Source organism: bacterium, from assembly GCA_020440705.1.
In the GTDB taxonomy this organism is placed as follows: Bacteria; Krumholzibacteriota; Krumholzibacteriia; order LZORAL124-64-63; family LZORAL124-64-63; genus JAGRNP01.
The window spans coordinates 1-527 of sequence record JAGRNP010000391.1; the positions used below are offsets into that span (position 1 = coordinate 1).

Genomic DNA, 527 nt, shown 5'->3' on the forward strand with positions numbered 1-527 from the left:
GCCCTCTCGGGATTCGAGGAAGGCGCCGACTATCCGCTGCGCTATACCGTCTTCGGGTCGAAAATTCCCGGAGTCTACAACCTGGGCGGCGATCTGCCCCTTTTCGCCCGGATGATCCGGTCCAGCGATCGCGAAGGCCTCCGGCGCTATGCCTATGCCTGCGTCGAGCCCTTGCATTTCCGAGCCGTCAACCTGGGCCTGCCGGTCATCGGCATTTCGCTGGTGCAGGGCGACGCCCTCGGCGGCGGCTTCGAATGCGCCCTGGCGGACGATGTCATCATCGCCGAGCGGAGCGCCAAGTTCGGCCTGCCCGAGATTCTGTTCAACCTGTTCCCGGGAATGGGCGCTTACAGCTTCCTGAGCCGCCGCATCTCGCCGGCCCAGGCGGAACGCATGATGCTCAGCGGGCGGATCTACAGCGCCGAGGAGCTCTACGAGATGGGCGTCGTCGACATGGTGGCCGAGGACGGGGCCGGCGAGGACGCGGTCTACGACTATGTCGAGCGAGTCGACCGCGTCTTCGAAGG

At 65.7% G+C, this 527-nt stretch carries 1 protein-coding gene; it reads left to right on the plus strand.

Features of this window, described 5'->3' with window-relative positions:
• On the plus strand, nucleotides 1–527 hold a 527-nt coding region (locus KDM41_18955), incomplete at both ends, for an enoyl-CoA hydratase/isomerase family protein (GenBank protein MCB1185505.1).